Source organism: Christensenella sp. MSJ-20, assembly GCF_044357945.1.
Taxonomy (GTDB): Bacteria; Bacillota; Clostridia; order Christensenellales; family QAND01; genus QAND01.
This window is the reverse complement of the sequence record NZ_CP076563.1, coordinates 1,567,194-1,591,568: the sequence shown is the minus strand read 5'-3', so window position 1 is coordinate 1,591,568 and position 24,375 is coordinate 1,567,194. Positions and strand designations below refer to the sequence as shown.

Sequence of the window (24,375 nt, the reverse complement as noted above, 5' to 3'; positions counted from 1 at the left end):
ATCCCAGGGCTATGGAAAAAGCAAACACTATTTTATCCCCGGTTATTCCCGCCTTGCGGCGCAAAAGCATACCACCGATCCCCCGCCCGTCTGGACCACCTGAGCGCATTCTCTTACGCTGGCGCCGGTGGTCAGCACATCGTCTATCAGGAGGATGCATCGACCCTGAAATTCCATGCCGGGCACAAAGGCTCCCTCCACATTTTTGAGCCGTTCCTCACGGGTCAATTCCATCTGAGGGCGGGTATCCCGGATGCGCCGCAGCCCATCCGGATAGACCGGAATCCCCAATCCCTCCGAAAGCTCCTGGGCCAGCAGCAGACTTTGGTTAAACCCTCGCTTGCGTAGTCGGTTTCGATGGAGCGGCATAGGACAAATGCCATCGATGGGTAGCTCCATAAGATAGGCACGGTAGCACTCCAGCATCAGATATCCTAAGGTACGGGCAAGATACCGCTTATTGTCAAACTTCAGCCCGTGGATCATCTCCCGCGCCTTGTCCTGATACTCCAGGGCCCAGAAACAGGATACCCCCAGCACCTGCTCCCCCATAAACTCCAGAGGCAGTTCCCCATAACAGCATTCACAGATCCCGGAGCCAGCCAATATCCCCCGCTCCCCGCCGCAGAGAGCGCACTTAACGTCTACGGGGAATAAAAGCTCCCCTAGCCCCTTTAGGAATCCTCGCACCCAAACGCCTCCTTCAGCGCTCCCTTGAACCCCGAATATTTGGTCTGCATCCGGTCGTTCGCCACCATATAGGAAACCGACCTCCGAGAGCCGATCAAATAGGCCTTCCGCTTTGCCCGGGTAATGGCGGTGTACAGCAGATTCTTGGTATAAAGCAACGCGTTGGTTCCCAGGATGGGAATGATCACCGCGGGGAACTCGCTCCCCTGGCTTTTGTGTACACTGATGGCATAGCAGATGTCGGTCTCCGCCAAATTATAAATGGGGTATACTGCCAGCCGATCATCGTCATAAAGGATACTGGCCTGCTGCAACTCGGGATCCAGGGAAACCAGCTCCCCCATCTCCCCGTTGAAGATTCCCTCTCCCTCGACCACCATCCGTCCCTGATCCTTCTGCCAAGCGATGGTATAGTTGTTCTTAATCTGCATGACCCGATCTCCCTGGCGGTATATCTTTCCGCTGATCTCCACCTGGGGCTTGCGGGGATGGGGCGGATTCAAAAGCTGTTGAAGCCGCTGATTTAGAGCGATTACCCCCAGATCCCCCTTTTTGCTGGGAGCGATAACCTGGATCCCGGGGTTTTCACGGATCAGCTCCTCGATCTTCTGCCAGCATCCCCCGATGGTATCCCGCTCCAGAAAGACAAAATCTCCGTTCTCCCCGTTCTGCGGCATCTCCCCGTGGTTAACCCGATGGGCTGCCAGGGAAATGCCGCTTCCCTCTCCCTGCCGGTATACCGTCACCAGCTTGACCGTGGGTACGCACCCACTGGCAATCAGATCCTTTAGAATATTTCCCGGGCCCACGCTGGGCAGCTGATCCGCGTCTCCGATGAGAATCAAACGGCTTTCCGGGCGAATCGCCCGAAGGAGCCGCATCAAAAGGAACACATCCACCATGCTGGTCTCATCCACAATAACGGCGTCATAGTCCAGAGGATGATCCTGATCCCTCTGAAACCGGGGCGCGTTGTCTCCCCCCGTATATTCCAGCAGACGGTGAATGGTAAAGGCGTCCATGCCGGTGGCTTCCCCCATCCGCTTGGCGGCCCGGCCGGTGGGCGCACATAGAACACACCGCTTTCCACCGCTCTCCAGCAGCTCCAGCAGGAACCGCACGATGGTGGTCTTCCCGGTGCCAGGCCCGCCGGTGATAACGCAGACGCCCCGCTCCATAGCGGTGTCCACCGCCTTCCGCTGTTCCGACGCCAGCTTTACTCCGTGGAGCTTCTCCAGAGCCGGAAGGGAAAGGGGCGTAAGCACCGGCTCCTTATCTCCGGTGGCCAGAGTATGGATACGGTCGGCGCACTCCCGTTCCGCCCGGTAGAACTGGCCCAGGTATACCGGTTCCTCCTCTCCGTGGGCCAAAAAAAGCTGTCCCTTGGCGCAAAGAGAGGCTAGCTCATATTCCACGTCCTCATGGTTGGCCCCAATGATCCGTACAGTGGTGTCCACCAATACCTTGGCGGGGAGATAGGTATGCCCTTCCTCCCCCGCCCATACCAGGGAATACCGCAGAGCGGCGTCGATGCGAAAGGGCGAATCCGACTCAATGCCCACCTTCATAGCGATGGCATCGGCGATTCGAAACCCAATGCCCGCCACATCCTCAGCCAGCCGATAGGGATTCTCCCGTACCACGCCAACGGCTCCGTCCCCATAAAAGGCGCTGATTCGCATGGCTTGGTTTACCGTGAGCCCATATTCCATAAGGGCTCCCACGTTTTGGCGGATGTTCATATTCTCCCGGTAGCTGTTGCAGATCTTAATAGCCGTGGCCATACCGATCTTGGGGATTCGGGTCAGCATCGCCGGGTCCCCAAGCAACACTTGATGGGTATCCTCTCCGAAGGTCTCCACGATGGCCTTGGCAAAGCTGGGGCCGCATCCTTTTACAATGCCGCTGCGCAAAAACACCTCCATCTGCTCCATGCTTTCCGGCGGCATAGGACGGCAAAGGGACATACGGATCTGCTGGCCGTATTCCCGGTGATAAGTCCAAACGCCCTCGATATGCACCCGTTCTCCCGAAGCCAGGGGGACGCACACCCCAACGGCGGTCACCATACGGTTGTCCTCGGTGGCCAGCTCCAACACACTGTAACCGTTTTCATCGTTTCGGTAGATCACCGAAAGCACTTCGGCGTTGAGCTCAATATATTCTCCGTTCATCGGCTTCTTCCCATCATCCAATCCTCCCGCAGCCTTTATAAGCCGCGGCCTTTGGTCTGATTTTACACCATCCTATCGCAAATTCCTACCCACATGGAACGAACCCGGTTATAATAGATGGCTTGTTTTATGGATTTACTTTATACTCATAGGAACAGTGTGTTATATCATGCATGGGAGAAGGGATATCAATGGATATGGATAATGTAATTCATAGCTACGAAAACTATCGAGAAAAGAATCGGCTCACCACAAACAATGCGCGTAAAATTGAATTTATTACCACCATTAAGGCATTCAATGATATTTTTCCGCCGAATGCAAAAATATTGGACTGTGCGGCAGGAACAGGAGCATATGCATTGTATCTTGCTGATAAAGGTTTTCATGTAACGGCAACCGACCTTACGCCAAGACACATTGAATACATAAATAATCAGCTTAAGCAAAAACCGTACTCAATGCAAACGAACATTTTGGATGCAAGAGATTTGAGCATTTTTGACAATGAATCTTTTGATATTGTACTCAATATGGGGCCTTTTTATCATCTAGTAGATGCCGCCGACAGAGAAAAATGTATGAATGAGGGTTTGAGGGTTTTAAAATGTGGCGGTTTGTTTATTACCGCCTACATAAGTAGGTTTTCTGTTTTCCCTTATGTTGCTACTTCCGACAGTAATTATATAAACATAGAATTAGCCAATCAGCTTTATAAAACTGGCATGTTAAGGCACGATGATCCAAACTGTTTTTGGACGGACACATATTATGCCTCTCCCGATGAAATGGAACGTTGTTATAAAGATAGATCTCTTGAGATCGTAGACCACTTTGCACAGGATGGAATTGCCCCACTCATGGGAAGAGTAATAGATAAATGGGACGCATCGCAATTTGAAACCTGGTGTAAGTATCATTATCTATCCTGCCGCGAAAAAAGCACCATCGGATCGAGTAACCATGTGATGATCATAGGCAGAAAATAGGCATTTTCTGCGGTGGGCTTAATCATTATAAAAAAGGGATGCTTGACCGCATTTGGTCAAGCATCCCTTAACTTTTACCCTGAAACCCACCTTATGGTACCCGGCCTTGGCTGGGTTCACACTCATGCATCTTTTAAAAGGTCGTCCACCCGGTCCAGCTTCTCCCAGGGGAGATCCAAATCAGGACGCCCAAAGTGTCCATAGGCCGCCACCTGTTGATAGATGGGCGCCCGCAGCCCCAGCCTCTCGATGATGGCCATGGGCCGTAGGTCGTAATGCTTGCGAATGAGCGCGCTAAGATGCTCCTCCGGCACCTTTCCGGTGCCAAAGGTATCCACCATGATGGACAGGGGCTCCGCCACGCCAATGGCATAGCTAAGCTGCACCTCGCATTTCTCGGCGAGGCCCGCCCCTACAATGTTCTTGGCCACATGCCGGGCGGCATAGCAGGCCGAGCGATCCACCTTGGTGGGATCCTTGCCTGAGAACGCGCCGCCGCCGTGACGGGCATACCCGCCGTAGGTATCCACGATGATCTTGCGGCCGGTAAGGCCGGTATCCCCCATGGGGCCGCCGGTTACAAACCGTCCGGTAGGATTTACCAGATATTGGGTCCCTTCGTCCAACAGCTCCGCCGGTATGGCCTCTCGGATCACCTTGGCCACCACATCCTCATGGATGGTGGCTAGGGCTACATCGGGATGGTGCTGGGTGGAAACCACCACTTTATCCACCCGGTAGGGCTTGCCGTCCCGGTATTCCACCGTTACCTGGCTCTTTCCGTCGGGGCGGACATAGGGAAGGATGCCGTCCTTCCGCACCCGGGTGAGCTGCCGGGTAACGGCATGCGCCAGATGGATGGGCATGGGCATCAGTTCCGGAGTATCGGTGCAGGCATATCCAAACATAAGCCCCTGATCCCCGGCTCCGATGTTAAATACGCCTTGGCCACGGGTTTCAAAAGCGTCGTCTACCCCCATAGCGATATCCCCGGACTGTTCATGGATGCTGGTCAAAACCGAACAGGATCGGCCGTCAAATCCAATATCGCTGCTTACATAGCCGGCATCCACCACGATTTTACGCACCAGCTGGGGGATATCCACATAACAGTGGGTGGAGATCTCCCCCGCCACCATGACCAAGCCGGTGGTGGAAAGGGCCTCACACGCCACCCGGGCGGTGGGGTCGTCCCGCAATATGGCGTCCAATACGCCATCGGAAATTTGATCGCACAATTTATCGGGGTGGCCTTCTGTCACCGATTCCGATGTAAATAGGTAATCCTTTGCCATCTTCCCATCTCCCTACATAAAAAAATCTCCGCACTGCGGAGGTATCTTGGCCTTATCTTCCGGAATACGCTCCGCAGGATTTGGCACCTAGCATCGCTGGTTGCCGGGCTTCATCGGGCCTGTCCCTCCACCACTCTTGATAAGGAAAACAAATATGCGGTTGTTGATTCTCATTCTATCCATTAAACTATATCATGTCAATATGAATTCCATGAAGAATCATGAAGGCGCGCTCTCCCCTAACAGCCTGATGGGCGTGCGCGCGTAGGAGCGATTGCGACCATGAAAAAAACCCTGGGGTGCCTGCGCCGAGCCGATCAGGACTTTAAATTGTTACAGGATGAAGACCGGATTGCGGTAGGGGTATCCGGGGGCAAAGACAGCATGCTGCTGCTAAAAGCCCTCTCCTTATACCGGCGGTTCAGTAAAAAGCACTTTTCCATTACCGCCGTCAATGTGGGCATGGGACTGGGCTTTGACCCCGCGGGCATCGAGGCCTTTTGCCGGGAGCTGGAGGTGGACTTTCGCTATGTGGACGCCCGGCTTCTGGAAGTAGTGCAAAGCGTCACCAAGACCCCGGATAGACCCTCCTGCGCCCTATGCGCTAAACTCCGGCGAGGGGCCGTCAACACCGCCGCTGTGGCCGCAGGCTGCAATAAGGTGGCCTTGGCCCACCACCGGGACGACGTTCTGGAAACCTTTTTGATGAGCATGTTTTACGAGGGACGGCTTAACACCCTCTCCCCCAAGAGCTATCTGAGCCGCCAGAAACTCACGGTGATTCGCCCCTTTGTCTACCTGCCCGAAAAGCACATCATCGGCGCGGTACGCCGAGAGGGCGTCCCCATCGTCCCTTCCACCTGTCCCTTTGACGGCTATACCAACCGGCAGCGCATGAAGGATTTGATCAAAGAGCTGCGCAAAACCGTGCCCCGGGCCGATGAAATGATGTTTTTCGCTCTGTCCAATACCGATGGCTATAACCTATGGGATAAGGCCAAGCAATACGGCACCGACGGCGCGGTGAACGGGGAATCACCTCAAAGGGCCTATAAATAGCACAACAGAATAAAAATCGCGCCCACCACATCAACAATGCCGATAATCAATCCACTTCTGGCAAATCCTTTTCCACTGAACTGCCCTTTGTCACATTGGCTCATTCCAATTAACCCAAATACAATCGCTAACGTCCCCAGGATGATGCCCGCGACAAAAATCCCCAAGATGCTTATAACAAGGCTCGCAACGCCCAGTCCTGAGAGCGGCGGGTTTATCTCCTCTTTTGTAGTTTTCTCCTCATTCCCCGCCAAGGTACCCACCGAGGACAATGGGGCGCCGCAGGCCTCACAAAATGCCGCTTCCTTCGATACTTCCCTGCCACAACTGCTGCAAAACATCACCGCACCTCCATACAGGTTTTTATCAAATTATACCATATGGAAATGGAAAATTACAGCATTCAATCCATCAAAAAAGCCCCCATTTAAGGGAGCTTTTTATCAATTAGATGGCATAGCCGTAGGAGAGGTTTCCTCCTTGGGAAGATAGAACACATCGATGATCAACTGCTCCAGCTCCTCCTCATCCACCAGGTAATACCAAGGGGACTGCTCCATGGCCGTTCCCGGCAGCTGGATCAGCTCAATGTTGCTGGAAGGCACCTTCAGCACTGCCGAGGCATAGGCCACTACCCGGTCGGTATTGAGGTTCATAAAGGTATACTTGGAGACGGCGGACAGAATGCCAGGCACCTGGCTCACGCCCAAATTCCGCACCTTGGCCATATAGCCAAAGATATAATCCATCTGGCGCTTGCCCCGCTCGGTATCGCTGCCGTCCAGGCCCTCCCCTTTTCGCATCCGGCAGAAGGTATTGCCCTGTTCTCCGCGAAGGGTGACGGTCTCTCCCTTCCTTCCGATGCCCTCCATATCGCTTCGTAGGGTGACGGTGACGCCGCCCACCGCATCGGTCAGAGGACCCAGCCCGTCCATATTAATGCCTGCGTAATCCTGGAGCCCAAGATCGTATTTCCCATCCAGACTCAACAGGAGGTTGATGGCCTTCATGGTATTCTCCGGGCCATAGCCTTCCTCCCGGCCGCCAAGCTGAAAAGCGCCGTTGATCTTGCGCATTTCGGTACTGGTTACCCTTCCCTTGCTATCCAGAGTATCCACCTGGGCCTTTGTGTCCCGGGGAATCTCAATGCCGGTGATCTTATTCTGCTTAAGATCGATGGCCACCACGATCATCACGTCCGTCCGGGCGCCCAGCTCCTCCCGGCCCACGCCGGCATCGGTGCCTAGCAGCACAAACTTAGCGATATCGGTATTCTCGTAGTATTGCCGCCCGTTATAACTAATGTATTCGATCTTATGCTCCGGCACGGGGGTCTTGGTGATCACCGATCCCGGATCCTTATAGATACCGCGGAGTTTGAGATACATGGCTCCAGCAGTTCCCAGTCCCGCTAAAATAAGAAGCGTCAGCGTCCAGCTCAGCACCCGCCGCGCGGTACTCCGCCGGGGCTTCTTCCGCTTGGGAGCCGCCGCCGGCATAGGGCGGGTCTGGGGCCGCCTGCCCTGAGGCGGGCGCTGGCCGTTCTGGGGCCGCTTCCCCCTGGTAGGAGGCTGCTTTTTGGGCCGCTCATAATAGTCCAGGCTATCATAATCATCATACCGGGACGGCGGCCTCCTCTGCCCGCTCCTTCTAGGAGCATAATCCATATATTCCGTGCGCCGGCGGCGCTCCTCTTTTCTAGACACGGTACTTCCTCCAAAATGGGAAAGGGCCTTGACACCCTTATCGTGTCAAGGCGCCTGAGTCGACCCCTATGATACCCTTTTTTCCCCTGTTAGACAAGCTGTCGAAGGAAAATGACATTAAACGTTAAGATAATCCCCCCGCCGGTATTCGGTGATGGCGTTATAGGCAAAGGAATTTTTGTCGTAGTTCTCCAGGGCCTTTCCAGTTCCGATGGCCACGCAGCTCATGGCATCCTCCGCCACATAGCAGGGGATCTTCACCCGCTCGGACAGATAGCGATCCAGGCCAAACAGCAGGGAGCCGCCCCCCGTCATGCAAATGCCGTTCTCGGAAACGTCCGCCGCCAGCTCCGGAGGCGTCCGCTCCAGGGTGCTATGGACCGCATCGGTAATGAGCTGAATGGGCTCCTCCAGTGCCTCGATCATCTCGTTGCCCGCGATCCGCACCGTACGGGGCAGGCCTGAGATGAGGTTCCGGCCCGTGATATCCATATAGACATCCTCCTTACGGGGATAGGCGGTGCCGATGTTGATCTTCATCTCCTCCGCCGTCCGCTCCCCGATGAGCAGGTTATGCTTTTTGCGCATGTACCGGACGATGGCCTCGTCCATCTTATCCCCAGCGCACTTGATGGATTCGCTGACCACCGAGCTGCCCAGGGAGATGACCGCCACATCGGTGGTGCCGCCGCCAATATCCAACACCATGCTGCCGTAGGGCGCGCCGATGTCGATCCCGGCGCCGATGGCCGCCGCGATGGGCTCTTCAATGAGCATGGTATGCCGGGCGCCGGCCCCTTCGCTGGCCTGCTTGACGCTCCGCTTTTCCACCTCCGTCACCCCGCTGGGAACGCAGACCACCAGCCGGGGCTTGAAGAAAAACCGGCGGCCGATGATCTTCTTGAGGAAGTAAAACAGCATCTTTTCCGTTACGTCGTAATTGCTGATAACACCGTCCCGCAGAGGGCGGATGGCTACAATGTTGCCGGGGGTCCGGCCGATCATATGACGGGCCTCATCCCCTACGGCCACCATCCGGCCGGTGGACTTGTCCAACGCCACCACCGAGGGCTCCCGCAGGACAATGCCCTTGCCTTTGACGAACACCAGAACGCTGGCCGTACCCAGGTCAATCCCGATATCGCTTGTTTCAAACCATTTCATTTGTATATACACTCCCAGTCGGCTTGTCCCATTCCATGTGAAACGACATAAAATCACACTTTTGTAACCTTATAATAATAGTTAAGTGACATTTTTTCAACTGGGATTATTTTGGCGCCGGATTACTGGTCGGCGCCCTTGTATTTAATATGAGTGGCAAGGCCGCCCCGGATGTGCCGTTCCGCCTTGTTCTTCATCAGCACCTTCTGCACCTCTCCGTAAGTGGCTCGATTGATCTGGCGAAGCCGGTCCGACATATCCTTATGAATGGTGGATTTTGACATGCCAAATACCTTGGCCGCATCCCGTACCGTGGCGCCTGTCGAAAGGATATAATCCGCTACCTGTACCACCCGCCGCTCGATGTACTCCTGCATCCTGGATACCCCCAATCGTTTTCCCTAAAGCCTATGAAAAAACGCCTCTATTTATGCCCATCCATGACAGGTACACGCCGAATCTTACAAAAGGGCTTGCACGCTCCGTCCGATGAGGGGTATCCTAGGAATAAACCGATGATTGGATTGGGAGGAAACGGCATGGCATCGATCGCGGACATCTGGATCAATCAAGAGGATAAGAGCAGGCTTCCGGCGGAAAACTGCTTTCTTCTTCGGAATCATGGCATCCGTGGAGACGCCATGGCCGGGCCGGGAGACCGGCAGGTTTCCATGGCCCTTATAAACGCCGCTCGGGACGGCGGTCTCTGCGGGCCCCGGTATGGCGCCAACCTTTCGGTGGACGGCCTGGATTTTTCCGCCCTAAGCCCAGGAGATCTCCTGCTGATCGGATCTGCGGTTCTTCGGGTCAGTCAAGTGGGCAAACGCTGTTTTCCCGAATGCCCCATCGTGGCTAAGGGCGGCGTCTGCTTTCTCAAGACCCACTGCGCCTTTTTAACGGTGGAACAAGAGGGAAAAATCCATAAAGGGGATGCCATCCGCCTGGACAAGCCCCAGTCCGACTAACGTTGAACAATTCCGCCCCAAGCGGATGATGATTTGGAGGGAATGTATATGGATCAAAGAAAGCCCCTAAGCCCTCGGGCCAAGGGGATCATCCTCACCATGCAGCGGAATGAGCTTACCGAATACCACATCTATTCCGCCATCGCTAAACGGCAGAAGAACTCCCACAACCGGGAAACCCTGCTTCGAATCGCAGAGGAAGAAAAGCGGCATTACCACATTTGGGAGGCCTATACCAAAGAGGCTCCCAAGCCTAAAAAGGGCAAGATCCTCTGGTATCGCTTCCTGGCGGCTACCCTGGGCTTTACCTTTGCCCTCAAGCTCATGGAAAACGGCGAGGAGGGCGCCCAGCAGGTCTACGACGACCTGGCAAAGGAGGTTCCTGCCAGCCTCCGCATCCGGGAGGAGGAGCAGCAGCACGAAAACGAGCTACTGGAACTGTTGGACGAGGAACGGCTTCAATACGTGGGCTCCATGGTGCTGGGCCTTAACGATGCCCTGGTGGAATTGACCGGCACTTTGGCGGGGCTTACCTTCGCTTTGATGAACACCCAGCTCATTGCTCTGTCGGGACTCATCACCGGCATCTCCGCCACGCTATCCATGGCCTCTTCGGAGTTCCTGTCCGCCCGAAGCGAAGGACGTGCCGACGCCTTTAAATCCTGCATCTACACCGGCATCGCCTACCTCATCACGGTGACGCTGCTGATTCTCCCCTACCTGGTGCTGCCGCCCCAGGATTATACCCTGGCCTTGATCATCATGGTGGTAACGGTGGTTTTGATTATTTTTGTATTCAACTACTACATCGCCGTGGCAAAAGGCCTGGAATTCAAAAAACGTTTTCTGGAGATGGCGGCCATCAGTCTGGGCGTAGCGGTATTTTCCTTCGTCATTGGCCTGTTGGTCAAGGAGTTTCTGGACATCGACGTCTAATGCAAATAAAAAAAGAACCCCATATGGGGTTCTTTTTTATGCTTTTCTTAGAACACGGGGAGCGCCGCGCCCTCGTAGCTATCCTCAATGTAGGTCTTGATCTTCTCGCTCTGGAGGGCATTGATCAGCTTGACGATGGCCTCGTCCTCCTCCCGGCCTTCCTTCACCGTGATGATGTTGGCGAAGGTAGTGGCAGCCAAAGCGTCCTTATCCTCGGCGGCCAGCGCATCGGACACCTTCAGTCCCCCCTGGATGGCATAGTTGCCGTTGATGACGGCGATGTCCACGTCGGGGAGGGAGCGGGGCAGCTGAGCGGCCTCGGCCTCAATGAGCTCGATGTTCTTGGGGTTCTCCACCACATCCAGTTTGGTGGCGGTTAGGCCAGCATCTTCCTTGAGCTTGATGATGCCCAGATCCTGGAGCAGCAACAGCGCCCGGGCCTCGTTGGTGGTGTCGTTGGGCACGGCCACCTTGGCTCCATCGGGGAGCGCATCCAGGCTGGCGGTCTTGCCGGCATACACGCCCATGGGCTCATAGTGGATGGAGGCCACGGACACCAGATGGGTACCCTGCTCTTCGTTGAAGTCATCCATATAGGGCTTGTGCTGGAAGAAGTTGGCGTCCAAATCACCGCTTTCCACGGCCAGGTTTGGCTGCACATAGTCGGTGTATTCGACGATCTCCAGATCCACTCCCTGGGCCTTGAGATCCTCCTTCACCTGAGCCAGAATCTCAGCATGGGGAGTGGGGCTAGCGCCCACCTTCAGTTTTACCAGCTGGCCGTCGTCAGCGGGTTTGTTGTCCCCGCCACAACCGGCCATCACGCCCAGACACAATAGAGCGCTCAGGGCAACAACCAGTATCTTTTTCACAGCAAATCCCTCCAATTGATGGTGCTTTTGGCACGATATTTCTTCATTTATACTATGGTTACCTTCTCTTGTCAACCTTGCGGGCGATGAGATTGCCGATCATCTGTATGACCTGAACCAGCAGGATCAATAGGGCCAGACAGAGATACATCATCCCAAATTTATACTTGTAATAGCCGTAGTTGATGGCAATGGCTCCCAAGCCGCCGCCGCCGACGATACCAGCCATGGCGGAATACCCCAGGATGGTGGTGGTGGCAAGGGCTGCTCCCACGATGAGGCTGGGCATAGCCTCGGGCAGAAGGGCCTTTGTGATGATCTGCATGGGCCGGGCTCCCATAGAGCGCATGGCTTCTACAATGCCTCCCTCCACCTCCCGGATGGAGCCCTCCACCAAACGGCTCACATAGGGGAAGGACGCGATGACCAGCGGAAAGATGATGGCAGGGGAGCCTAGACTGGTGCCTACCACCGCCCGGGTTACCGGTGTCAGGGCCATGATGAGGATCAAAAAGGGCGCCGAACGGAGGATGTTCACCAAACCGTTTAAAAAGGCGTTGAGAGGCCGATTGGGCATCAGTCCCCCCTTTTCCGTCACCACCAGAGCAATGCCCAGAGGCAATCCCAGCACATAGGCAAAAAACGTGGACGCAAAGGTCATATAGAGGCTCTCCCAGGTGCCCTGGAGCAGCAGCGGTATCAGTTGATCAATTGGCGGCATCGTCGTTCACCTCCTGTACCTTCATCCCCTTGGCCCGCAAAAAGGCCACGCCGGCCTCTACCGAGGTCGCGTCGTTGGGAAACTGAATCACCATCTGTCCGAAGGATTTTTCATTGACTCGTTCGATGTTGCCGTAGAGGATGTTGACGGGCGCCTTGCAGGCGATGATCATGTTGGCAATGATCGGCTCAAAAGCGTTCTCCCCATCGAATACCACCCGGAATACCTTGCCGTTGGCCCGTTCCACCTGGGCCTCCTCGGTATAGAACAGCTTTAAAGCCGCCGGCGTCTTGGGATGGGTGAATACCTCGGTGACCGGACCTTCTTCCACCACCGTGCTGCCGTCCATCACCGCCACCCGGGTACAGATTTCTTTGATCACCGACATCTCATGGGTGATCAAAACGATGGTGATCCCCAGCCGCTGGTTGATCTCCCGGAGCAGCTCCAGGATGGACCGGGTGGTCATGGGATCCAGAGCGCTGGTGGCCTCGTCGCACAAGAGTACCTTTGGGTTGGTGGTCAAAGCCCGGGCAATGGCCACTCGCTGCTTCTGCCCGCCCGAAAGCTGGCTGGGATAGGCGTCGGCCTTATCGGAAAGGCCCACGATCTCCAAAAGCTCCATGGCCCGCTTATGGGCGGCCTCCTTGCTCTCCCCGGCGATCTCCATGGGAATCCGCACGTTTTTTTCCACCGTCCGCTGCATCAAAAGGTTAAATCCCTGGAACACCATGCTGATGCTCCGCCGCAAATGGGATAGTTCCTTCCCATTCAGGCCGCTCAGGTCCACGCCATCGATTTTCACCGTACCGCTGGTGGGCAAAATCAGATGGTTGATACACCGGACCAGAGTGGTCTTTCCCGCTCCGCTCATGCCGATGATGCCGAAGATCTCGCCCTTTCCAATCTTTAAATTGACATGCTTCAAGGCGGTGACGGTTCCCCCCGCCGCCGTCTGAAAGGTTTTGCCCAGATCCATAAGCTCGATCATAGGTCTTTGGTTATCCGTTCGTTCCACGCTGCTTCCCCCAACTAATTTCCCTCTTTCGAGGCTCTATCGCATAATGTAATATGATACACTGGTTTTGAAAGGATGAAAACCACTTTTTCCAAAATGCCCGTATTTTAAAGGGATTTCAGCGCAAAAACGAAAACCCGCTCCCGGCGACGCCGGAAACGGGCAGGCTAGGGGTCCTTCTTCAGACCGGAGTTTTTTTACTGTTTCATCGCTTTCATCGGATCCTTGTGGGCGTCGTTTTCATAGTACTCCAGATGCAGATGGGGCGGGTCGCCTTTGGTAGCGCTGGCGCTGTTGCCGATGACGCTGATCACGTCGCCCTGTTTTACGGTTTGACCCTTTTTCACCTTTTCCATGGTGCCTACGTTGGCATAAACCACCTTTTTACCGCCATCCGATACCACCGTGATGGTGTATCCCAGGGCGGGATCGTTCACCATGGATTCCACGGTACCGTCCAGGCAGGCTTTGATCTCCGTGCCCTCCTTGGCCGATAGATCCACGCCGGTGTGTACCATCCACTCCTTCAGCGCTTCAAAATAAATGGGATCCTCCGCCGAATAGGGGCGCAGCACCTCTCCTGCCAAGGGCATTGCCATGGCTTGAGCAGCGGGCTTTGCGCTGGGCACCACCACGGGCTCCTCGCTGGGGGTAGGAGTGGGCTCTGGCTTAGCGGTCTGGGTGGCTGTGGCCTTGGGCGTGGGGGTAGGCTGCACCAGCACCTGTTCGCTGGGGGGTGTGGGCTTCTTTGCCAAATTGGAAATGGAGTTAAAGGTAAAATAGGCCGCAACACCCACCAGAATCAGGCAGACCACCACGATGATATACATGCCCTGGCGGTCCATAAATCCCTTTTTCGTATTTATATTTCGGTTGCGGCGGGAAAAATTGTTGTTGTCCATACGCGATACCTCCTCGTGCATATTCTTGCCACAAGGAAGTTTTATCATACGGCATGTTTTCTGGTTTATTTTAGGTTTTTGATGGTAGTCAGCTCCACCCCGGTATAATAATGTAAAAGGATTTCCTTATAGTCCGACCCGTTTTTCGCCATGGCCAAAGCGCCCACCTGGCTCATCCCCACGCCATGGCCGTAGCCTTTGGTGGTGATGGTCACCGTGCCGTCCTTGCAGGCGATGGTAAAATTAGCGGAATCCAGATTAAAAAGGGATCGCATCTCCGTTCCACTGATGCTCTCCCCACCGATGACGATAGCCCGCACACGGCCCGCTTCGGTACGGGTATCGCTGCCGATAGCGGAAGGCACATCGGATAGATTGGCGTTGGGATATTTTTTCTGGATGGTTTTACGAAATTCATCATAGGTGAAGGTCATGGTGCGGGTAAAGCGGTTGGCGGTTTCCTCGCCGGCGCTCTCCACCGATTTCAAATAGGGCAGATTGCCGCCCCATACATTGACCACGTCCTCGGTCTGTCCCCCGGCCACTGCATGAAAAAAAGCCGCGATGGGTTCCCCTTCATAGGCCAGGATCTGGCCCCTGGTGCCCATCACCGCCTGGCGCAGCTTATCCTCATAGGCGGAAAATCCATCCCCCCACTTACTCATCCTCTGCTCAGGGGTACAATAGGCCTGACAATGGGCAAAATCAGTGCAGACGTCGGCGTCTCCCCTTCCGCATCCTCCCGCCAAAACCTTGCGGTAGGCATACGTCCGGGCGGCCACCGCCTGGGCCTTGAGTGCCTCCATCTCATAGGAAGCGGGCATCTCCCCCGAAACCACGCCTACGATGTATTCCTCAAAATCCATGGATTCCGTAGCGCCGGTGGTATGGTTGTACACTCGGACGGTAACCGGCTCATAGTCCGTCAGGTCCACCCCCTCCTGCGGGGAGGTGGACTGGGGCCAGGGCTCCCCATCTTGACGAAGAGGAGCTGCCATATCCCAGGCGGGTACCGCCAGCAAAACCAGGGTCAGCACCACCACCAGTAGATCCAGCCAGCGACTGCGCCCGCCCGGGGTGATATGCCGGACCCGCGCCGTCGTCCGGCGGGGCCTTGTCCGGCCTGTACGCCGCCGCCGGCGCCTTTTGCAGCTACTCATTGCGGTTTTCCGCCAGGTGATTATTGACGATCAGAATCTGGCCCGGTACCGAGGACCAAGGCGCGATATAGGGGTTGATCTCCAGCAGCTCGTAAAGGGTCATTCCAAACCGCTGCGCCGCCGATGCCAGGGTATCGTTTCGGGCCATGGGATACAAAAGCCCACGGGGACAGATGCGCCATACCACCGGAATCCAGATAGTTTCCCCCGGCGTTAACTTCACAAGGCCGGGATTTACCTGCAAAAACAGGGTTTCGCTGATGCCGTACCGGTTTAGTAGGCGTTCTATGGTATCCTGCTCCTTCACCACATATTCCATACGCAATGTTTTTCGCTCCATTTTCTCACCCTTTCCGTCCTATTACCCATGTATATTCGCCTTTCGTCCAATGTTGACAAAGCATTTTGATGTGGATACAATGTTTACGCCATGCACCTGTAGCTCAGCAGGATAGAGCGTTCGCCTCCTAAGCGAAAGGCCCCGCGTTCGAATCGCGGCAGGTGCGCCAGCGGCGAGTTGCGCACCTCACGTTGTGGGGTGCGTTTTATTTTACATCCGTACCGTTTGGGATATGAAAATACCGTGCCATTATGGCTCTATACCGTTTGTAGCGGCCTTTCATCCCCGGGATCAGGGCAGTCGCTCCAGGGCATATACAATAATTGACCGGATGCACTCCGCCTAACGTCAAAGGCCCCCATGCATCCATCGGACACACGGGGACCCTTTATTGTTTTGGAATCGATTAAATTCTTTTTTCGGAAACAAGGGGATCTGGACTGCTCCATGCCCATTCACTGCCGGCGCTGCTTTCCGGTTTCCCAATGGGAGAGGAAAAACAGCCGCCGGTTTCCCGGTACAAGTCGTAAAACACTTGGGGCGGAACAGGCCGGGAAAAGTAGTATCCCTGGACATAGCGGCAGCCAACCTCCGCCAAGTAGCGGCACTGCTCCTGGGTTTCCACCCCTTCACAGATGGCATCGATCCCAAGCTTCCGCAGACTGTTGAGGATATCGGGCAGAATCGCCCGGTTCCTCGTATAAAGGGGCTCCTCGCTGGACAAAAACCTCCGGTCCAGCTTCAACACATCGAAGTCCAGCTCCTGAAGGATGTTGACCCCGGCATAGCCCGCTCCATAGTCGTCAATGGACATGGTGTATCCATACCCCCGCAGCTGCTGGCAAAACCGCTTGGCCTCAGCAAACTCGTTTAGCATGATGGTCTCCGTCAGCTCAAACTCCAGCAGCTCAGGAGGAACACCATGCTCCTGGGCCATATCATGCAGCCGCTGAGCGGTTCCCGGAACGCGAAGGTGCAAGCGGGACAGATTCACCGAGGTCCGCACCACCGGAAGCCCCCGCTTCAGCCTGTCCGCCAAATGGGCGCAAACCCTGCGCAGGATGATCCAATCCAAGTCCACCACCGTTCCGTTTCCCTCCATAATGGAAAGGAAGGCGTCCGGATAGACAATACTGCCATCCGGCGCACAACGGCGCGCCAATGCTTCGGCCCCAACGATCTCGCCGGAATACAGATCCACCTTGGGCTGTAGATAAAAGAGAAACCTTCCCTCCTGAAGGGCCAGGTTCACCTCCTGCTCTCCCGCTTGGAACATGGCCGCCGTTTCCAGCATAGCGTGGTCAAACAGCACGGCGCCGGGCACCAGTTTTTTCTTGGCCTCCCGCCATGCTAAAACGGCATAATCCACGGCCTCCAGCACGTTTGGGACAGCCACCGGATAGATGCCACAGTGGGTGCGCAGGTTGCAGGCCGGATAGTGCGGCTGATAACGGGACAAAAACATCTCCGTATGGCGGGTATATTGTTCCACCAGTTCCCCGTCGGACTGTTTTTCATCGGTCACCACCACAAAGAGAAACCGGTCGGAAAACACCCGTTCCCATACGGCCACCCGGGGCAACAGCTCCAGATAGTCCAGGGCCGCTTTTAAAAGGGCGTCCCCCTGTGGAACGCCATAATAGCGGTTCACCAGCTTGAACTCCGCAAAATCCGTGTAGCACAGATATGCCTTCTCTCCGCTACTCATATTGCGAAGGACTTCCTCCGCTTTTTTAACAAAAGATTGATGTGTCAGCATTTGATCCTTCTCCAATGGCGATCGTCTTTCAAGAAGCGTCCGATAGCGAATTGCGGGAATGGAGCCAGCAGAGGCTGGACTTGGCCCGCGTTACACGCATCATTCTTTTTGAGAAGTTCTTTTAACAATTGGGAATACTGAAACCATCAAGCGGCAGTTGCGGCCACCCAGGCGTTCGCAAAATCGTTTATATCGCGAAACCGAATGCAAGCGATTGATTTTCAGGTTTTATGTTAGCAAGTTTTTAAAAACGCGTCAACGAAATTCCCCATTTTTTGTCCGGATGATGGGAAAACGCTGTGAAAACTCAACATAAACCCCCAGAAACGCAATAAAAACTAGCGAAATCGCATGGTGTCGGGATAAGCCGTCAAAAAAGCCGTCAGATTGAAAGGAGCTGTGTTTGTATGGCAAGACGCGGAGAAAACATTTATCACAGAAAGGACGGACGATGGGAGGGACGCTATATCGTCGGCCGCAGGCTTGATGGAAAGCCCAAATTCCGATCCATCTATGGAAAAAGCTATGGAGAGGTAAAGCGCGCGCTGGTAGCGCTCAAATCCAAAGCATTGGCCGCTCAGGATCAGCCCGCCATGCTGGTCTATGGAGACGGTAGTCTGTCGGATTGGATGTCCTATTGGCTGGATGTAACGGAAAAACCCTACATTCGGGAGACCACCTATCTGCTGTACCGGCGGAGCATTGAAAAGCACTTGGTGCCATGGCTGGGAGGCTATCCCCTAAGGGAGTTATCCCCTGCCCATATCCAGGCCATGGTGGACGAGCTGCGCAATACCATGGTGTCCAGCACGCTGCACGGGCTATGCCGTTTATTAAAAAGCATCCTGGCATGTGCGGTAAAAAAACGATTGATCATAGAATCGCCTTTTCGGGAAATTCGGATGCCCAAGTTCCGGCAGCGGCCGCCACGGGTGCTTACCACAGCGGAGCAGGCCCGGCTGGAGCGCGCCGCCATGGAAGCGGGCAACCTGGAATACCTCCTGTGTCTATATACCGGACTGCGATTGGGAGAACTTTGCGCGCTGCGGTTTGAGGATATCGATTTCGAGGCCAATATCATGACGGTATCCCACTCCGTCAAACGAATTGCCGCCAAAGGAGAAAGCGGAGCTACCACTTGTCCAGTGGTGGGCGGCGCCAAAACGGAAAGCTCGGTGCGGGAGATTCCCCTGCCCCTATTTCTTTCCGGAATGCTGCGGCACCGTATGAAGGAGCAGAACGCCCAGGACTCGGATTTCATCTTTGCCGGGCGGGACGGCGGCGCAGCGGAACCCCGCACAGTGCAGAAGCGGTTTGCCCGGCTAGCTGGAAAAACGGGAATCCGCGGCGCTCATATGCACACCCTGCGCCATACCTTCGCCATGCGTTGCCTGGAGCGGGGAATGGGATACAAAGCGCTGTCGGAGATCCTGGGCCATAGTTCCTCCCAAATGACCATTCGGCACTATGATAACTGTACCATGGAGAAAAAACAGCGGGTTATGCGGTCCGCCAGCATGATCGCTTGACGGGATAAGCCGTCAAAAATGGTCACTGCCACGGACAAAAGGCCCGTGGCAGCAGGGAATGGGGCGCGGATCGCGATATAAACGATTTTGCGAACGCCCTCTTTATAGGAGGGCGTTTTTTTACGGAGCAGTGTCTGTTTTCTCTGACATTCTCCTGCCAAAAAGCGTATGGAAAGGATACAGGGCATTTCCGTTATAAAGTGGTATCGCAAACAAACCCGAGCCCATCACTCAGCCGCTTCTTCCATCGCTTTTCCCATGTGACGTTTGTTTTTGTTTCGGAATGGCGCGTATCAACCGAAAACAGAGATAAAATACAGGCGATTTTCGAAGAAATATATCTCAAATTGTCTCATTTTCCGATTAGTTTATTATTTTAATGGTAATATTATGACTAAACAACGGGAATTTGGGCACATTAGCATATAGGTCCAAAAAATATGCGACTTGAGGTGTAAGCTTGGAAAGAAAACAAACCCGATTTGCCTTCGTCTACGAGAATTTGCGACGTCAAATTCTATCGGGGCAGCGGGAATATGGCAGCAAACTGCCCTCTGCACGGCAGCTTTACCAGCTCTACGGAGTGGGAATCCGAACCATCAAAACCGTTTTAATGCGGCTTCGGGAGGAAGGGCTTATTCACACCGAGGAGCGAAAGAGGGCGGTGGTTGTCTATAGAGTTCCGTTTAGAGAGCAAAAGCATACGGCGCTACAAACAATCGCCGGTCAAAGAGATGCTATCTTAGAGATCTATCGATCCATGGAGGCGCTAATGCCCGATCTCCTCACCTTTAGTTGCCAGTTTACCGATATCATCAACCTGGATCATTACGACGACATCCTTAGGTGGGCAAGGCGCCCCAACCTAACCTCCAACGGCTGGAAAATCCCCGCCCGCTTTTTTCATGATATTCTGAAATCCTCTGGAAACCCCTTTTTCTGCGATGTGCATTCCGCTTTAGAACTACATGGGGAAACCTCCTTCTTAACGGAATATCTTACCGAAACCGGACTCTTTCCCCAGGAGAAGGAAAAGGAAGAATTTAACCGTATCCTGGACGCGGTGAGAAGCGGCAACACCTATGCCATTCAAAACAGCTTTCGGGCGCATTATCATTCCATCGCCAATTCCGTTGCGTGCTGCATGCAGCACCTTGCCGTTCAGTACCCCCAGGAGCCCATGGACCCCCGCCGCTATTTCTCGTGGAACACCAGCTATGGCATCCATCAGCACTATCAGCGAATTGCTCGGGATCTGGCGGAAAGGATCAATTTTGGCACATACGCTTACCGCTCCTATCTGCCGTCGGAGCGGGCTCTAGCAGAGGAATACGGGGTATCGGTCCATACCGTCCGCAGGGCGCTCTCCATTCTAAACAACCTTGGATTTGTTAAAACGCAAAACGGCCGGGGGACCCAAGTTCTAACCTTGGATCTATCCGCCAGCATCAAAAATACAAATCATTCCAGGCTGTTGCTGCACCTCAACGCCCTTCAGTTTATGGCCCTGATCGTTCGCCCAATCGCCCTGTCGGCCTTTGACGGAACCCGGCAATCCCTGCAAAAGGCGTTTTCGCAGCCACAGGGCATCTCGCTGGCCGATCTCACCAGCCACGTGGTGGACAACGTCCCCCTCTACCCGCTCAAGGTCATCCTGCAAAAGATCGACCATATCTTCTACGGGGGCATTTATCTCTACCGGCGGAACAGCCCTTTTCCGGACGCCCCCAATGAACTGGCCGTACGGATCTTCTCCTGTCTGGAGAAGGACGACCGGCAGGGCTTTGCCCATCTTCTCTTTGAAACCTACTGCGGCATTTTGACCAACCTTCGCAATCTATTGGTGGACAACGGAGTTCCCGAGGCGGAGCGGGTCATCACGCCCAACCTCTGGTAGCCCACATGAAAAACCCCCGAAAGCCGACGGCTTCCGAGGGAATTCCAATGGTTCAAGAGGATCTGTTTCCCGCCTGAGGAGGGCGCTACCGGCAGGTATTGGCGTTGCACCAAGGGCCGCCCCATGGGAGCGCAAAAATGCTGATCGCAGTGATCTGCGGCGGGATGCTTCTTGTCATAACACCGTTGTATCGGATCCGAACCACATTGCCCTGGCGGAACCGATGGGCATGGGGGGTGTGGACGATTACCCGCTGCCGCGTTTCCAGATCCAGCACAAGCAGACGGTTTCTCTGTACGCCGATCACAATGGCTTGCATGGTCACACATACCACCTCCAATTGTCACACTACAGGATATGAAAAGCAGCGGCAGACGGCTACACTTCAGCCGGAACGATCCCTTTCAAAAGGCTGGACGGATTGACATCCCGGAATCCCTATGATACTGTACAAGCACCATTGAGAAATCGTTTCTATCCTTCGAGCCCATTCCCCTAAGTGGCCTGTCGCCATATGGAGCTGGGCCAAAGGGTCGGTTTTGAAAAGAGCCGGCCTTCCGCCCCGAAAAGATGGATGCAGCGACCGGCAACTCACGTCCTCTTCATCTTTTGGATGGAGAGGACGTTTTTTAGTTTTTTATGAAAGGGGATCGCACCAATGAAACAGCCGCTTATCAACTGGCAGGAATTGCAGCGCTTAAACCGGCCTCCCATGGCCCCGCCCCAACAAAAAGAGGAGGGCAACATGTGGGACCGGGCGGCCGATATGTACAAGCAAATGGCCGCCATGGAAAAGAGCTATACCGTGGGATTTTTGGATGCCTTTGAAACCCGCCCCACCGACACCGTCTTGGATGTGGGGTGCGGCCCCGGGCGCATTTCCGTTCCCATGGCCCAGCGGGCCAAGAGCGTTACCTCGGTGGATTCCGCACAACGAATGCTGAATCACTGCATCCAAAACGCCAAGGACGCTGGGGTCACCAACCTCACTCCCCGTTTATTGGACTGGGAGACGGCTGAACTAGGACGGGATCTGGAGCAGCATGACATCGTCATCGCGTCCCGCTCGGTAGGACTTCAGAACCTGCGCAAGCTCAGCAGCTTTGCCCGGCGCATCGCGGTGATCATGGCCTGGGCCAATGCCCCCAGCATTCCCAACATCCTTCATGATATCTTTGTAGGCTGCTCCGAGGAGGAGGAACGGCGCGGTCCCTTCCCCATGGACCGGCGGGTTGGCTATAACGTCACCTATAACATGGTCTACGATATGGGCTACGACCCCAACGTCCGTATCCTCACCGATGGCTTCACTCGGGATTTTAGCTGCCGAGAGGAGGCCTATGCCGAGATGGTCAGCTTGGGCACCGTGGCCCCTGGCAAAATGGACGTATACCGGGCCAATCTGGACCGGTTCCTCACCCAGAATTCCGACGGCAGCGTTACCTTCCGCCGGGAGACCCGCTCCTTTGTTATGTGGTGGGAGACCGATCAAAGCAAAGTGTACGGATTATAATATTCTGCTTCTATCAAAAAACAGCGGCTCTCGCCGCTGTTTTTTACGTTTAGAAGCACATCTCATAGATCTTCAGCACGTCGCTGGGGCCCAGGGGAACATAGGCGTCGGGAAGATCCACCTTCTGGGCCATGGCCGAAAGGGACTCCCGGGCAATGCCCACTTCCGACAGCCTTGTAGGAATACCCATCTCCACAAACACCTGGCGAGTAGCATCGATCGCTTCCCGAGCAACATCGTACCGGTCTTTTCCTTCGGAGCGGAGGTCAAACACGTTAACACCATACTCCACAAACTTGTCCACGGTGACGTCTGAAAGAATGTACTCCATCCAGGCTGGCGTCAGAATAGCCAGTCCCACGCCATGGGTAATGTCAAAGAAGGCGGATAGCTCATGCTCCATGGGATGGCAGGACCAGGCACAGCCCTTGCCATAGCTGATGAGATCGTTGATGGCCAGGGAGGAAGTCCACATGAGGTTGGCCCGGGCCACATAGTTCTGGGGCTCCTCCACCGCGATCCTTCCAAAGTGCATGGCGGTTTTCAAAAGGGCTTCACACAGCCGGTCATTGAGATAGAAATCGGTCTCCCTGCTAAAGTATACCTCTAGAATGTGGGAGATGATATCGGCTGTGCCGGCTGCGGTCTGGTACTTGGATACGCTAAAGGTGTATTCGGGGTCCAAAATGGATACCTTGGGCCGCAGTATGGGAGCCCCAAAGCCGATCTTATCGTTGGTCTCAAGATTGCTGATCACCCCGCCGCAATCCATTTCGGAACCGGTAGCAGACAGGGTCAGCACCGACAGCACCGGCAATGCCTTGGTAATGGGCGCTTTCTGGGTAATGAGATCCCAAGGGTCTCCCTGGTAGAAGGTCGCGCAGGCGATGGCTTTGGCGCAGTCGATGGTGCTGCCGCCGCCTACGGCCACCACCACCTCTACGTCGTTATCCCGGCAAAGCTTTGCTCCCTCGGCCACCGAGGTAACCCGAGGGTTGGGATCGATGCCGGAAAGCTCCACCCACTGGATGCCCGCCTGGGAAAAGCCTTGGGTGACGGCGTCATAGATGCCGTTTTTCTTGATGCTTCCTCCCCCGTAGCAGAGCAGGGCTTTTTTGCCATACTGCAAAACAGCCTCTGGGAGCTTTTCAATCTGGCCCTTGCCAAAATGCACTACCGTCCCGATGTCATAGGTGAAATTATACAAGCTAAAATTCCTCCTTATGTTGTATAGTTTTGCTTTCCCAGTGTAACCCAAACCACCCATATGTTGTCAAGGGTCAACAAAAAAAGCTGGATAAAGGATATCCAGCCAAGGGTATTCTCAATACAGGGTCTCTATGGTTGAGTAATTTTTTGAAATTCCACCGTGTAGCCGTTGGGATCCTTTACGAAGAAGGAATAGACGGGAAAACGCTGGTGAAGCTGAGGCTGCGTGCAGGAAAGCACATCCTTTAGCCGCTGGTACTGAGCATCCACAGCCGCCCGATCCTTAAGATTAAAAGAGATGCATTGATATGCTTCCACCGTCCGTTCCCGCTCCACAAAGCCAAGGTATCCGTATCCTGTGTCAAAGATGCGGCAGCCGGGCTGGTCAAGCCAAACGGGCAACCCCAGTAGATCCCGGTAAAACGCCGTGGTTTCCGTCAAATCATCACAGGCGTAAAACACCACCATGGATTCCAT

Annotated in this window: 24 protein-coding genes, 1 tRNA gene and 2 riboswitches; of the genes, 8 read left to right on the top strand and 17 right to left on the bottom strand. The window is 54.8% G+C overall.

Annotated elements, in window-relative coordinates; all coding sequences use genetic code 11:
- Positions 1-42 precede the first annotated feature (42 nt).
- Together KP626_RS08105 and KP626_RS08100 are read right to left on the bottom strand one after the other, a co-directional pair.
- Positions 43-690, bottom strand: a complete 648-nt coding sequence (locus KP626_RS08105) for a ComF family protein (protein WP_395976564.1) — start codon at positions 688-690, stop codon at positions 43-45.
- Positions 675-2,864: an ATP-dependent RecD-like DNA helicase gene (locus tag KP626_RS08100; RefSeq protein ID WP_395976562.1), complete on the bottom strand. Its 2,190-nt coding sequence runs from the start codon at positions 2,862-2,864 to the stop codon at positions 675-677. The genes KP626_RS08105 and KP626_RS08100 overlap by 16 nt, the downstream gene beginning before the upstream one ends.
- Before the next feature lie 197 nt (positions 2,865-3,061).
- Between KP626_RS08100 and KP626_RS08095 the strand changes: the two genes are divergently transcribed.
- On the top strand, positions 3,062-3,853 hold the full coding sequence (locus tag KP626_RS08095) for a class I SAM-dependent methyltransferase (protein ID WP_395976560.1): 792 nt from the start codon (positions 3,062-3,064) through the stop codon (positions 3,851-3,853).
- A gap of 122 nt (positions 3,854-3,975) precedes the next feature.
- On the opposite strand, the gene metK is transcribed toward KP626_RS08095, so the two are convergent.
- Positions 3,976-5,148 (bottom strand): methionine adenosyltransferase, encoded by a 1,173-nt coding sequence (gene metK / locus KP626_RS08090; RefSeq protein ID WP_395976558.1) that lies wholly within the window; start codon positions 5,146-5,148, stop codon positions 3,976-3,978.
- A 49-nt stretch (positions 5,149-5,197) separates the two neighbouring features.
- Positions 5,198-5,294: riboswitch (SAM riboswitch) on the bottom strand.
- Between the two features lie 136 nt (positions 5,295-5,430).
- Here metK and KP626_RS08085 point away from each other — a divergent pair.
- Positions 5,431-6,207, top strand: coding sequence for a tRNA 2-thiocytidine biosynthesis TtcA family protein (locus KP626_RS08085; RefSeq protein WP_395976556.1), 777 nt, complete (start codon positions 5,431-5,433; stop codon positions 6,205-6,207).
- Here the strand turns inward: KP626_RS08085 and KP626_RS08080 are convergent.
- The 4 genes from KP626_RS08080 to spoIIID form a co-directional block, all read right to left on the bottom strand.
- Positions 6,198-6,548, bottom strand: coding sequence for a DUF4190 domain-containing protein (locus KP626_RS08080; protein WP_395976554.1), 351 nt, complete (start codon positions 6,546-6,548; stop codon positions 6,198-6,200). The genes KP626_RS08085 and KP626_RS08080 overlap by 10 nt on opposite strands.
- Before the next feature lie 102 nt (positions 6,549-6,650).
- Entirely contained in the window at positions 6,651-7,913 is a 1,263-nt protein-coding gene (locus KP626_RS08075) for an LCP family protein (protein ID WP_395976552.1), read from the bottom strand.
- A 117-nt stretch (positions 7,914-8,030) separates the two neighbouring features.
- Positions 8,031-9,077 carry a rod shape-determining protein MreB gene (gene mreB / locus KP626_RS08070; RefSeq protein WP_395976550.1) on the bottom strand — a complete coding sequence of 349 codons (1,047 nt, stop codon included), beginning with the start codon at positions 9,075-9,077 and terminating at the stop codon, positions 8,031-8,033.
- 122 nt (positions 9,078-9,199) lie between these two features.
- A complete protein-coding gene (gene spoIIID / locus KP626_RS08065) occupies positions 9,200-9,454 on the bottom strand; it encodes a sporulation transcriptional regulator SpoIIID (protein ID WP_395976548.1) in 255 nt (84 codons plus the stop codon).
- A 162-nt stretch (positions 9,455-9,616) separates the two neighbouring features.
- On the opposite strand from spoIIID, the gene KP626_RS08060 reads away from it, so the two are divergent.
- Together KP626_RS08060 and KP626_RS08055 are read left to right on the top strand one after the other, a co-directional pair.
- The gene (locus tag KP626_RS08060) at positions 9,617-10,042 is read left to right on the top strand and encodes an MOSC domain-containing protein (protein ID WP_395976546.1); all 426 of its coding nucleotides are present in this window, start codon (positions 9,617-9,619) and stop codon (positions 10,040-10,042) included.
- Positions 10,043-10,090: 48 nt separating this feature from the next.
- Positions 10,091-10,978 (top strand): VIT1/CCC1 transporter family protein, encoded by an 888-nt coding sequence (locus KP626_RS08055; protein WP_395976544.1) that lies wholly within the window; start codon positions 10,091-10,093, stop codon positions 10,976-10,978.
- Positions 10,979-11,025: 47 nt separating this feature from the next.
- Here the strand turns inward: KP626_RS08055 and KP626_RS08050 are convergent, their stop codons facing one another.
- The 6 genes from KP626_RS08050 to KP626_RS08025 form a co-directional block, all read right to left on the bottom strand.
- Complete coding sequence (locus KP626_RS08050) at positions 11,026-11,850, bottom strand: MetQ/NlpA family ABC transporter substrate-binding protein (protein WP_395976542.1); 825 nt, start codon at positions 11,848-11,850, stop codon at positions 11,026-11,028.
- A gap of 58 nt (positions 11,851-11,908) precedes the next feature.
- The gene (locus KP626_RS08045; RefSeq protein WP_395976540.1) at positions 11,909-12,571 is read right to left on the bottom strand and encodes a methionine ABC transporter permease; all 663 of its coding nucleotides are present in this window, start codon (positions 12,569-12,571) and stop codon (positions 11,909-11,911) included.
- Positions 12,558-13,562 (bottom strand): methionine ABC transporter ATP-binding protein, encoded by a 1,005-nt coding sequence (locus tag KP626_RS08040; protein WP_395978995.1) that lies wholly within the window; start codon positions 13,560-13,562, stop codon positions 12,558-12,560. Before KP626_RS08040 ends, KP626_RS08045 begins: the two co-directional genes overlap by 14 nt.
- A gap of 224 nt (positions 13,563-13,786) precedes the next feature.
- Positions 13,787-14,491 carry a peptidoglycan DD-metalloendopeptidase family protein gene (locus KP626_RS08035; RefSeq protein ID WP_395976538.1) on the bottom strand — a complete coding sequence of 235 codons (705 nt, stop codon included), beginning with the start codon at positions 14,489-14,491 and terminating at the stop codon, positions 13,787-13,789.
- A 65-nt stretch (positions 14,492-14,556) separates the two neighbouring features.
- Complete coding sequence (gene spoIID, locus KP626_RS08030; protein ID WP_395976536.1) at positions 14,557-15,651, bottom strand: stage II sporulation protein D; 1,095 nt, start codon at positions 15,649-15,651, stop codon at positions 14,557-14,559.
- Positions 15,644-15,991 (bottom strand): LysM domain-containing protein, encoded by a 348-nt coding sequence (locus KP626_RS08025; protein WP_395976534.1) that lies wholly within the window; start codon positions 15,989-15,991, stop codon positions 15,644-15,646. The genes spoIID and KP626_RS08025 overlap by 8 nt, the downstream gene beginning before the upstream one ends.
- 92 nt (positions 15,992-16,083) lie before the next feature.
- Here KP626_RS08025 and KP626_RS08020 point away from each other — a divergent pair.
- Positions 16,084-16,160 (top strand) — tRNA-Arg (locus KP626_RS08020).
- Between the two features lie 237 nt (positions 16,161-16,397).
- On the opposite strand, the gene KP626_RS08015 is transcribed toward KP626_RS08020, so the two are convergent.
- Complete coding sequence (locus tag KP626_RS08015; RefSeq protein ID WP_395976532.1) at positions 16,398-17,750, bottom strand: EAL domain-containing protein; 1,353 nt, start codon at positions 17,748-17,750, stop codon at positions 16,398-16,400.
- A gap of 407 nt (positions 17,751-18,157) precedes the next feature.
- Between KP626_RS08015 and KP626_RS08010 the strand changes: the two genes are divergently transcribed.
- Both KP626_RS08010 and KP626_RS08005 read left to right on the top strand, forming a co-directional pair.
- A complete protein-coding gene (locus KP626_RS08010; RefSeq protein ID WP_395976530.1) occupies positions 18,158-19,279 on the top strand; it encodes a tyrosine-type recombinase/integrase in 1,122 nt (373 codons plus the stop codon).
- A gap of 460 nt (positions 19,280-19,739) precedes the next feature.
- The gene (locus tag KP626_RS08005; RefSeq protein WP_395976528.1) at positions 19,740-21,176 is read left to right on the top strand and encodes a GntR family transcriptional regulator; all 1,437 of its coding nucleotides are present in this window, start codon (positions 19,740-19,742) and stop codon (positions 21,174-21,176) included.
- 85 nt (positions 21,177-21,261) lie between these two features.
- Here the strand turns inward: KP626_RS08005 and KP626_RS08000 are convergent, their stop codons facing one another.
- Complete coding sequence (locus tag KP626_RS08000; RefSeq protein WP_395976526.1) at positions 21,262-21,501, bottom strand: hypothetical protein; 240 nt, start codon at positions 21,499-21,501, stop codon at positions 21,262-21,264.
- Between the two features lie 142 nt (positions 21,502-21,643).
- A riboswitch (molybdenum cofactor riboswitch) is annotated at positions 21,644-21,764 on the top strand.
- A gap of 70 nt (positions 21,765-21,834) precedes the next feature.
- On the opposite strand from KP626_RS08000, the gene KP626_RS07995 reads away from it, so the two are divergent.
- On the top strand, positions 21,835-22,689 hold the full coding sequence (locus KP626_RS07995) for a class I SAM-dependent methyltransferase (RefSeq protein ID WP_395976524.1): 855 nt from the start codon (positions 21,835-21,837) through the stop codon (positions 22,687-22,689).
- Positions 22,690-22,738: 49 nt separating this feature from the next.
- Here the strand turns inward: KP626_RS07995 and KP626_RS07990 are convergent, their stop codons facing one another.
- Both KP626_RS07990 and KP626_RS07985 read right to left on the bottom strand, forming a co-directional pair.
- Positions 22,739-23,896 carry an iron-containing alcohol dehydrogenase gene (locus KP626_RS07990; RefSeq protein ID WP_395976522.1) on the bottom strand — a complete coding sequence of 386 codons (1,158 nt, stop codon included), beginning with the start codon at positions 23,894-23,896 and terminating at the stop codon, positions 22,739-22,741.
- Between the two features lie 131 nt (positions 23,897-24,027).
- Complete coding sequence (locus tag KP626_RS07985; RefSeq protein WP_395976520.1) at positions 24,028-24,375, bottom strand: VOC family protein; 348 nt, start codon at positions 24,373-24,375, stop codon at positions 24,028-24,030.

Bases quoted from the DNA above. Each gene is read 5' to 3' on its own strand.
- KP626_RS08100 (WP_395976562.1), bottom strand. From the start codon at position 2,864: ATGAACGGAGAATATATTGAGCTCAACGCCGAAGTGCTTTCGGTGATC.
- KP626_RS08095 (WP_395976560.1), top strand. From the start codon at position 3,062: ATGGATAATGTAATTCATAGCTACGAAAACTATCGAGAAAAGAATCGG.
- metK (WP_395976558.1), bottom strand. From the start codon at position 5,148: ATGGCAAAGGATTACCTATTTACATCGGAATCGGTGACAGAAGGCCAC.
- KP626_RS08085 (WP_395976556.1), top strand. From the start codon at position 5,431: ATGAAAAAAACCCTGGGGTGCCTGCGCCGAGCCGATCAGGACTTTAAA.
- KP626_RS08080 (WP_395976554.1), bottom strand. From the start codon at position 6,548: ATGTTTTGCAGCAGTTGTGGCAGGGAAGTATCGAAGGAAGCGGCATTT.
- mreB (WP_395976550.1), bottom strand. From the start codon at position 9,077: ATGAAATGGTTTGAAACAAGCGATATCGGGATTGACCTGGGTACGGCC.
- spoIIID (WP_395976548.1), bottom strand. From the start codon at position 9,454: ATGCAGGAGTACATCGAGCGGCGGGTGGTACAGGTAGCGGATTATATC.
- KP626_RS08060 (WP_395976546.1), top strand. From the start codon at position 9,617: ATGGCATCGATCGCGGACATCTGGATCAATCAAGAGGATAAGAGCAGG.
- KP626_RS08055 (WP_395976544.1), top strand. From the start codon at position 10,091: ATGGATCAAAGAAAGCCCCTAAGCCCTCGGGCCAAGGGGATCATCCTC.
- KP626_RS08045 (WP_395976540.1), bottom strand. From the start codon at position 12,571: ATGCCGCCAATTGATCAACTGATACCGCTGCTGCTCCAGGGCACCTGG.
- KP626_RS08040 (WP_395978995.1), bottom strand. From the start codon at position 13,562: ATGATCGAGCTTATGGATCTGGGCAAAACCTTTCAGACGGCGGCGGGG.
- KP626_RS08035 (WP_395976538.1), bottom strand. From the start codon at position 14,491: ATGGACAACAACAATTTTTCCCGCCGCAACCGAAATATAAATACGAAA.
- spoIID (WP_395976536.1), bottom strand. From the start codon at position 15,651: ATGAGTAGCTGCAAAAGGCGCCGGCGGCGGCGTACAGGCCGGACAAGG.
- KP626_RS08025 (WP_395976534.1), bottom strand. From the start codon at position 15,991: ATGGAGCGAAAAACATTGCGTATGGAATATGTGGTGAAGGAGCAGGAT.
- KP626_RS08015 (WP_395976532.1), bottom strand. From the start codon at position 17,750: ATGCTGACACATCAATCTTTTGTTAAAAAAGCGGAGGAAGTCCTTCGC.
- KP626_RS08010 (WP_395976530.1), top strand. From the start codon at position 18,158: ATGGCAAGACGCGGAGAAAACATTTATCACAGAAAGGACGGACGATGG.
- KP626_RS07995 (WP_395976524.1), top strand. From the start codon at position 21,835: ATGAAACAGCCGCTTATCAACTGGCAGGAATTGCAGCGCTTAAACCGG.
- KP626_RS07985 (WP_395976520.1), bottom strand. From the start codon at position 24,375: ATGGAATCCATGGTGGTGTTTTACGCCTGTGATGATTTGACGGAAACC.